The sequence below is a fragment of the Aeromonas dhakensis genome, assembly GCF_000820305.1.
GTDB lineage: Bacteria > Pseudomonadota > Gammaproteobacteria > Enterobacterales > Aeromonadaceae > Aeromonas > Aeromonas dhakensis.
Genome location: NZ_CDBH01000005.1, coordinates 1 through 524, shown reverse-complemented (window position 1 = coordinate 524; position 524 = coordinate 1). Strand labels below are relative to the sequence as shown.

1 protein-coding gene is annotated in these 524 nt (G+C 65.8%); it reads left to right on the top strand.

Annotation, left to right across the window (positions count from 1 at the left end; translation table 11 throughout):
* Positions 1-475 (top strand): FAD-dependent oxidoreductase (locus tag BN1143_RS00635; RefSeq protein WP_042049268.1); only part of this gene is annotated, 475 nt, incomplete at its 5' end.
* Positions 476-524: the final 49 nt, after the last annotated feature.

Genomic DNA, 524 nt, shown 5'->3' with positions numbered 1-524 from the left:
CCGCCATCTGGCCGAGTTCGATGCGCCGAGTCGTTATCTTGCCCCCCTCACCCGCACCCTGCGCCGCTTCTTTCCGGCCCTTGCAGAGGTCCCCATCGCCGCCAGCTGGTGCGGCGCCTCCGACCGCTCGGTAGATGGCCTTCCCTTCTTCGGCCACTGGCGAGGGCAGCCCAACGTTGTCTATGGCCTCGGCTATTCCGGCAACGGAGTGGCGCAGAGCTGGATCGGCGGCCAAATCCTGGCGGCCCTGGTGTGCGATGAAGTGCGGGAGGAGGAAAAGCAGTGGCGCGACTGCGCGCTGGTGAGCGGCCCACGCGGCTATTTTCCGCCCGAACCGTTTCGCTGGCTGGGGGCCATGGTGGTGCGCAACGCCATCCGGCGTAAGGAGCGGGCGGAAGATGAGAACCGCCCGGTGGCCTGGTATGACAAACAACTGGCCAAACTTGCCGATGCGGCGGGCAAGGCGGACAAATAGGCGCCTTCGCCCAGCGCTTTGGAAAAAACCAGAAAGCCGAAGGGGCAGG